The organism is Streptomyces sp. S.PB5 (genome assembly GCF_030403745.1).
Taxonomy (GTDB): Bacteria; Actinomycetota; Actinomycetes; order Streptomycetales; family Streptomycetaceae; genus Streptomyces.
Map to the genome: position 1 here is coordinate 541,819 of NZ_JAQMWP010000004.1, position 8,833 is coordinate 550,651.

3 protein-coding genes are annotated in these 8,833 nt (G+C 69.3%); 2 read left to right on the plus strand and 1 reads right to left on the minus strand.

Annotated features, from left to right (window positions below; all coding sequences use genetic code 11):
- Positions 1-11: 11 nt before the first annotated feature.
- Positions 12-4,169, minus strand: a complete 4,158-nt coding sequence (locus PH203_RS13930; RefSeq protein ID WP_289920199.1) for a HAMP domain-containing protein — start codon at positions 4,167-4,169, stop codon at positions 12-14.
- Positions 4,170-4,271: 102 nt separating this feature from the next.
- Here PH203_RS13930 and PH203_RS13935 point away from each other — a divergent pair, with 102 nt between their 5' ends.
- Positions 4,272-6,224, plus strand: a complete 1,953-nt coding sequence (locus tag PH203_RS13935) for a SpoIIE family protein phosphatase (RefSeq protein WP_289920200.1) — start codon at positions 4,272-4,274, stop codon at positions 6,222-6,224.
- A gap of 110 nt (positions 6,225-6,334) precedes the next feature.
- The coding region (locus PH203_RS13940; protein ID WP_289920201.1) for an SdrD B-like domain-containing protein at positions 6,335-8,833 on the plus strand (2,499 nt) is incomplete at its 3' end.

The following is an 8,833-nucleotide window of genomic DNA, read 5'->3' on the forward strand; positions in this document are numbered from 1 at the left end:
GTGACTGTGCCTCATTCAGTCGTGGGCGGGACCGGCACTTCTCCTGTCGTGTCCGGTTCCGCTACGGCGGTTTCCGCTTCGGTCTCCGGTTCGTCCGCGCCCTCGGGGTCGAGAAGCGCGCACACGACGGTCAGCAGCTGGTCGACGTCGACCGGTTTGGGTACGTAGTCGTTGGCGCCCCGTGCGATGGACTTCTCCCGGTCTCCCGGCATCGCCTTCGCGGTCAGCGCGACGATGGGCAGTCCGCTCCAGCGCGGGGTGCGGCGGATGGCGGCGATCGTCTCGTAGCCGTCCATCTCCGGCATCATGATGTCCATCAGGACGAGTTCCACGTCCGGGTTGCGCTCCAGCGTCTCGATGCCCTCGCGGCCGTTCTCGGCGTAGAGGACGGGCATGCCGACCCGGCCGAGGACATGGGTCAGCGCGAAGACGTTGCGGATGTCGTCGTCGACGATCAGCACCCGCCGCCCCGGCAGCACCTGGCCCGCGCGGCCCGTCTTCCACGCCTCCAGCTTGGTGGGCGTGGGCCAGGAGTCGTCCACGTCGGCGGAGGTGAAGGACTCGGTCGACAGCTGTTCCGGCGCGGGCAGGGTACGTTCCTCGGGGGCCGGGCCGGTCGCCGTGTGGCCGGGGCTGACGACGGGGACGTACAGGGTGAAGGTGGAGCCCTTGCCGGGTTCGCTCTGGGCGACGATCCGGCCGCCGAGCAGGCCGGCGATCTCCCGGCTGATCGACAGGCCGAGGCCGGTGCCGCCGTACTTGCGGTTGGTGGTGCCGTCGGCCTGCTGGAACGCCTCGAAGATCACCGGGAGTTTCTCGGCGGCGATGCCGATACCGGTGTCGGAGACGGAGAACGCGATCACCTGGCCGCTGTCGCGGACGTATTCGTGCTCGGCGTCCGTGACCCGGTTGACGCGCAGTTCGACCCGGCCGGTGGCGGTGAACTTGATGGCGTTGGAGAGCAGGTTGCGCAGGATCTGCTGGAGCCGCTGCTCGTCCGAGTACATCTCCCGCGGTACGTCCTCGCCGACCGTCACCTCGAAGGCGAGCCCCCGGTCCAGGGTGAGCGGCCGGAAGGTGGCGTGGACGTAGTCGAGCAGCTTGATCAGCGGCAGCTTCTTCGGGCGTACGTCCATCCGGCCCGCCTCGATCTTCGACAGGTCGAGGATGTCGTTGATCAGTTGCAGGAGGTCGGAGCCCGAGCGGTGGATCGTGGTCGCGAACTGGACCTCCTGGTCGGAGAGATGGCCGTCCGGGTTGTCGGAGAGGAGCCTCGCCAGGATCAGCAGGGAGTTCAACGGTGTCCGCAGTTCGTGGGACATGTTCGCCAGGAACTCCGACTTGTACTGGGAGCTGGTCGCAAGCAGGGCGGCCTTCTCCTCCAGTTCGGCGTTCGAGCGCTGCAACTCGGCCTGCTGCTTCTGGAGTTCGTCCGAGCGTTCCTGGAGCTGGCGGGCCAGCCGCTGGGACTCGCCGAGCAGGGACTCCGTACGGGAGTTGGCGATGATCGTGTTGATCGCGACGGCGATGGTGTTCACGAACTGGTCGAAGAAGGCGAGGTGGACGTCGGAGAAGCGGGAGAAGGACGCCAGCTCGATCACCCCGAGGAGCTTGTCCTCGAAGAGGATCGGGATGATGACCACGCTCGTGGGCGCCGCCTCGCCGAGTCCGCTGTTGATCTTGATGTAGTCCGGCGGGGCCTCCTCGACGAGGATCCGCTTCTTCTCCCGGGCCGCCTGCCGGACCAGGCCGTGGACGGGAAGGCCCCCGGTCTCGACGGTCGCGCCCTGTGCGGAGCCGTAGCCGGCGATGAACGCCAGTCCCTTCGTGGGAACGGTTGTGCGGAGAGCGGCACCGTCCTCGTCGGGGTCGGCCAGGAAGAACGCGCCGTACTGGGCGTTCACCAGCGGGGTCAGTTCGCGCAGCAGCAGGTCGGCGACCTCCATCAGGTCGCGGTGGCCCTGCATCAGGGCGGCGAGGCGTGCCAGGTTGGACTCCAGCCAGTCCTTCGCGCGGGTCGTCTCGCGGAGGTTGGCCACCATCAGGTTGATGTTGTCCTTCAGCTCGGCGACCTCGCCCTGGGTCTCCACCGTGATCGAGCGGGACATGTCGCCCTGCGCCACCGCGGAGGCGACCTCGGCGATCGCGCGGACCTGGGTGGTCAGGTTCGACGCGAGTTCGTTCACGTTCGTCGTCAGGCGCTTCCAGGTGCCGTACACGCCCTCCACCCGTGCCTGGCCGCCGAGCTGGCCCTCGGAGCCGACCTCGCGGGCCACGCGGGTGACCTCGGAGGAGAAGGAGGAGAGCGTGTCGACCATCGTGTTGATGGCGGTCTTCAGCTCCAGGATCTCGCCGCGGGCGTCCACGTCGATCTTCTTGGAGAGGTCGCCGTTGGCGACGGCGGTGGTGACCTGGGCGATGTTCCGCACCTGTGAAGTCAGGTTGTCGGCCATGTAGTTGACGTTGTCGGTCAGGTCACGCCACACACCGGACACACCCAGCACCTGGGCCCGTCCGCCCAGCCGGCCGTCGGTGCCGACCTCGCGGGCCACCCGGGTGACCTCGTCGGCGAAGGCGCGCAGCTGCTCCACCATCGTGTTGACGGTGTCCTTCAGCTCCAGGATCTCGCCGCGGGCGTCGACGGTGATCTTCTTGGAGAGGTCGCCGTTGGCGACGGCGGTGGTGACCTGGGCGATGTTCCGCACCTGTGAAGTCAGGTTCAGGGCCATGAAGTTGACGTTGTCGGTGAGGTCCTTCCAGACTCCGCTGACGCCGCGTACCTGGGCCTGGCCGCCGAGGTTGCCCTCGGTGCCGACCTCGCGGGCGACCCTGGTCACTTCGTCGGCGAAGGCGGAGAGCTGGTCCACCATCGTGTTGATCGTGGACTTCAGCTCCAGGATCTCGCCCTTCGCCTCGACCGTGATCTTCTTGCCGAGGTCGCCCTGGGCCACGGCCGTCGACACCAGGGCGATGTTGCGGACCTGCGACGTCAGGTTGTCCGCCATGAAGTTGACGTTGTCGGTGAGGTCCTTCCAGACTCCGCTCACGCCGCGCACCTGAGCGCGCCCGCCGAGGTTGCCCTCGGTGCCGACCTCGCGGGCCACGCGGGTGACCTCGTCGGCGAAGGCGGACAGCTGGTCGACCATGGTGTTGATGGTCGACTTCAGCTCCAGGATCTCGCCCTGGGCGTCGACGGTGATCTTCTGGCTCAGGTCGCCGTTGGCCACGGCCGTCGTCACCTGGGCGATGTTGCGGACCTGCGACGTCAGGTTCGACGCCATGAAGTTGACGTTGTCGGTGAGGTCCTTCCAGACCCCGCTCACGCCGCGCACCTGGGCCCGCCCGCCCAGCTGGCCCTCGGTGCCGACCTCGCGGGCCACGCGGGTGACCTCGTCGGCGAAGGCGGACAGCTGGTCGACCATCGTGTTCACGGTCAGCTTCAGTTCGAGCAGCTCACCGGTGGCCTCGACGGTCACCGTGCGGGTCAGGTCGCCACGCGCCACCGAGGTCGTCACCAGGGCGATGTCACGGACCTGGGCGGTCAGCCGGGAGGCCATGGTGTTGACCGCCTCGGTCACATCCCGCCAGCTTCCGGACAGCCCCTGCACCTTGGCCCGGCCGCCCAGCCGCCCCTCGGTGCCGACCTCGCGCGCGACCCGTGTCACCTCGCCGGTGAACAACGACAGCTGGTCGACCATCTTGTTCACGGCCCGGCCGAGCCGCCGCAGATCACCCCGCAGCTGACGGTTTCCGTCGTGCAGATCGACCCGCTGGGTCAGATCACCGCCGGCCACCGCGTCCAGGACCCGGGTGGCATTGGCCGCCGGGGCCACCAGGGCGTCCAGCAGCTGGTTCACATCGCTGACCCGGGACGCCCAGGCGCCCGCGCCGGGGCTCGGCGAGAGCCGCTCGTCCAGCCGGCCGTGCCGCACCAACTCCCGCTTCACACGCTGGACTTCGGTGGTGAAATGGGTGTTGCGGTCGACGAGCTGATTGAATATCGCGGTCAGTTCGGCCGTGATCCCCTGCTGTCCCGCCTCCGGCACCTTCGCGAAGTGTCCGTCCCGAGCGGCCGTCATCGCGGCGAGCAGCGGACGCAGATCCGATGCTCGAATCTGACCCTCTTTCTGTCCGTCTTCGAGCACACGCGTAGCACTGTTCTCACTCATGGCGGCCCACTTCAGTAACTCGGCGCTTATGGGCGCAGTCAGTCTGTCACTCTGTCCGCATCGCCTGAGGCGTATTCGTCCGAACTGCTCGGGGAGCTGGACATGGGGGCCATTCCGGCGCAACGGGAGAGCGATCCCGGTGCTTCTGATGCGCCTGTGCACGACGGTGTGCTCCCGTGCGCCCGGGCGCACGCGACCCTTTCCGGAAGCTCGCTCGCGCCGGGCGCCGCCCGCACGCTGCTGCGCGCCGCGTTCGCCGAATGGTCCGAACTGGGCCTGCCCGGCGCGGAACTGCTCACCGACCGGCTGGCCGACGACATCCTCGTGGTCGTCAGCGAACTGGTCACCAACGCGGTCGTCCACGCCGGCACCGACGTCGAGCTGGACTGCACGCTGGAGGAGACGGGCGCCGTCCTCGTCGAGGTCTGCGACCGCCACCCCTCGCGCGCCCCGCGCGGCAGCGAGCCCGAACCGTCGTACAGCACACCGGAGTACGGCCGCGGACTGCGCCTGGTCGCCACGCTCTCCGAGTGCTGGGGCATCACCTACCGCAGAGGCGCCAAGACGGTGTGGGCGCGGCTGTCCGACGAGGCCGGCGCGGCCGTCGGGGAGATCGAGGCACACGCCGGGGAGCGCGCGTCCGAGCGCGGTCTGAAGGTGGCCGAGGTGCTCGCGCCCGACGCTCCCGCCGCCCTCCGGGCGCACACGAGCCGCGGAGACCCCCGGCGGGCCGAGCGCGACCGCGAGTGGCTCAACCGCGGCGCCCTGTCCTTCCTGGCCGAGGCCTCGGACCTGCTCGCCGGGCAGCTCGACGAGGACCATGTCGCCGCGCTCACCGGACAGCTGGTCGTGCCGCGACTGGCCGACTGGTGCGCGGTGTGGCTGGAGGACGAGCACATGGGGCGCGGGGGCTGGGGCGCCGACGGGCTCGGCGCGGCGGGACCCCGGCTCGCCCGCGTCTGGCACGGACACGAGAACCGCATCGAGGAACTGCGCCGGGCCCTGGAGAAGGACCCGCCGCGGTTGGCGGACCCGCCGAGTTCCGGGCCCGTGCCGTTCCCCTGGCCCGCCGACGCGCTGGGCACGCACGGGGTGCACGGCACGGCACTGGCGTACCGCCTGATCGCGGGCGGCCGTCCGCTCGGCACGCTCGTCATCGGGCGGTCCGGGCTGCTCCGCTTCCCCGACGAGGTCACCGGGCTCGTCGAGGACCTCGGCCGCCGGGTCGCGCTCGCCATCGGCGCGGCCCGCCAGTACGCCCGCCAGGCCACCATCAGTGCCGTCCTGCAGCGCGGCCTGCTGCCCGGCGCGGTCGCGGAGATCCCCGGGATGCGCAGCGCGCTGGTCTACGAGCCGTGCGACAAGGGCGGACCGAGCGGCGACTTCTACGACCTCTTCCCGGCCGGCGACGGCCGCTGGTGCTTCGCCGTCGGCGATGTGCAGGGCAAGGGCCCCGAGGCGGCGGTCGTGATCGGCCTGGCCCGCCCGTGGCTGCGCCTGCTGGCCCGCGAGGGCTACCGCGTCTCCGACGTCCTCGACCGCCTCAACCAGCTGCTCCTCGACGATGCCACCGAGGCCGCCGACGCCGCCGCCCGCGCCCTGATCGCCGCGGGCGGCCAGTCCCTGGCCGGCGACGGCCCCCAGACCCGCTTCCTCTCCCTCCTCTACGGCGAACTGGTCCCCTTCGACGGCGGTGTCCGCTGCACCCTCGCCTCGGCCGGCCACCCGCTGCCCTTACTCCTCGGCGCGGGCGGCGAGGTCCGTACCGCCGCCCGTCCGCAGACCCTGCTCGGGGTCATCGAGGACGAGACGTACACCAGCGAGAGCTTCGAACTGCGCCCCGGCGACACCTTGCTCGCCGTCACGGACGGGGTGACCGAGCGCCGCTGCGGCTCCCGTCAGTTCGACGACGCCGACGGCCTCGCGGCGGCGCTGGCCGGCTGCTCGGGGCTGACCGCGCCGCTGATCGCGGAGCGGATCAGACGGCTGGTGCACGAGTTCGGGGGGCGGCCGCCGGAGGACGATCTGGCGCTGCTGGTCCTCCAGGCGGAGTAATCCCTACCCGCCGTCACGCAGAGTCGATTCGCCCGAATAGGTCGATTGGCGGATATTCACACTTTCCATACATGAATCTGTGGGGGACGTTTCCACGAAACGAGGAAAGCGTGTTGCACAGAAACTGGAAAGCGACCGGACTGGGTGGGATCAGTCTGGCGCTGCTGGCGGCGGGAACGCTTGCCGGCTCGACCGGAGCCTCGGTGGCATTCGCCGCCGGTGACGGTGACGGCACAGTCACCGTCAGGGTGGTCACCGAGGTCGATGCCGACGGCGCCTACGACAGCGTTCTGGAGCCCGGCCTGTCCGGAGTGAAGGTCACCCTGACCGACGACGCCGGCACGGTACTGACCGCGACGACCGGTTCCGACGGCACCGCCGTCTTCACCCCGGCGTCCTCCACCCTCACCGGAGGCAAGTACCGCATCCAGGTCGCCAACCCCGACCCGGACAACCTGTCCGAAGCGGTCTCGGGTCTCGGCACCGGCCCCGACGTCATGCGCTCCTCCGTCGGCTTCGTCGACGTCAGCGGCGGCACCGACGTCACGTACACGACCGGCTTCTGGGAGCCGGACCTGTACTGCCAGGAGAATCCGAACCTGGTCACCTGCGGCCTCGCCAAGGGCGACGCGACCGGACAGCAGGGTCTGCTCTCCTTCCCTTCGAACTTCGTCAGCTACCAGGACGGCTCGGTCAGCCAGCTGACCGACAACACCCAGCAGCAGGCGGTCTTCGGCATCGGCACCGACCGCACGGGCAACATCTACGCGGGCACGTCGGTCAAGCGGCACACGGAGTACGGCCCGGCGGGCGCGGTCAACGCGATCTACCGGTACAACTCCACCAGCCAGGCGCTGACGACCTTCGTCACCCTGCCCGGCACGCTGACCGCCCACGACAGCTCCACGAACTACCTCCACGACGACGTCATCTACGACAAGGTCGGCCGTGAAGGACTCGGTGACGTCGACGTCTCCGGCGACGGCAAGACCCTCTACGCCGTCAACCTCAACGACTCGAAGCTGTACACCGTGCCCATCCAGGGCACCGGCGACGCGGTCACCGCGGGCACACCGACGGGGTACGACATCCCCAAGCCGTCGTCCTGTGTCGGCGAATGGCACCCGTACGGCATCGGCGTGCGCGGCAGCCGCGTCCTGGTCGGCGGTGTGTGCGGTGCCGAGTCGACCGTGACCGACACCGTGGCCTGGGGCGACCCGTCCCAGCTGAGCGCCCACGTCCAGGAGTTCAGCGGCGGCGCGTTCAGCGAGATCTTCACCCACGCGCTGGACTACCCGCGCGGCTGCGCCTACCGCTTCACCGGCACCCCGGACACGTTCTACCGCTGCGACGACACCACCACCGTCGGCCAGCGGATGAGCGCCGCCTGGGAGGCCTGGAACGAGCGCGTGCCCGAGCCTGAGGAGCACACGTTCGTCGCCGCGCCGCAGCCGATGCTCTCCAACATCGAGATCGCGGACAACGGCGACCTGATCCTCGGCTACCGCGACCGCTTCGCCGACATGCAGGGCACCGCCACCTACCTCTACGGCTCCACGACCACCCAGGCCGGAGCCGTCGCCGCGGGTGACGTGCTGCGGGCCTGCGTGGCCGGTGGGACGTACACGCTGGAGAACAACGGTGGCTGCGGTTCGCTGACCGGTGCGCTGCCGGGCAACAAGCTCGGCCCGGGTGACGGTGAGTTCTACGACGACCTCACCGTCCTGTCCGACGCCCAGCACGACCAGATCACCGAGGGCGGCCTGGTCCTCCAGCCGTACCGGAACAAGCTGTGGAGCACCGCCTTCGACCCGTACACCAACCAGGCGTACGAGCAGGGTGTCCGCCGCTGGACCGCCGACTCCGGGGCCATCGAGGCCAACCTGACGCTGAAGTCCACCTTCAGCGAGGGCTCGAACCTCTTCGGCAAGGGCAACGGCCTCGCGGACCTGGAGATGATCTGCGACCAGGCTCCCGTCCAGATCGGCAACCGGGTCTGGTACGACACCGACGGCGACGGCATTCAGGACCCGTCCGAGCCGCCGATCGCCGGAGTCGTCGTCACGCTGAAGGACAAGGACGGCAACACCCTCACCGCCACGACCGACGCCAACGGCGAGTACTACATCGGCACGGCGGAAGGGCTGAAGCCCGACACCGAGTACGAGGTCACCTTCGACTACAGCGGTATCGACACGTCCACGCTGCCCGGCTCCCCGCCGCTCGACACGCTCAAGTGGACGGCGCAGGAGGCCGGTTCGGACCGGCAGATCGACTCCGACGTCGACTCCACCGGCAAGACCACCGTCACGGTCGGACCGGCGGGCTACGTCAACCACGACATCGACGCGGGCCTGTTCGCGCCGATGAACAAGCTGGGTGACTTCGTCTGGTACGACACCAATGGCAATGGCATCCAGGATGCGGACGAGAAGCCGGCTCCCGGTGTCAAGGTCGATCTGGTCGACCCGGCCACGGGTGATGTCATCAAGTCGACGACGACGGATGACCAGGGTAAGTACCTGTTCGATCAGCTGCCTGATGGTTCGTACAAGGTCTGTTTCGTGAAGCCTGAGGGCTATGACTGGACGAAGCAGAACGCTGGTGCC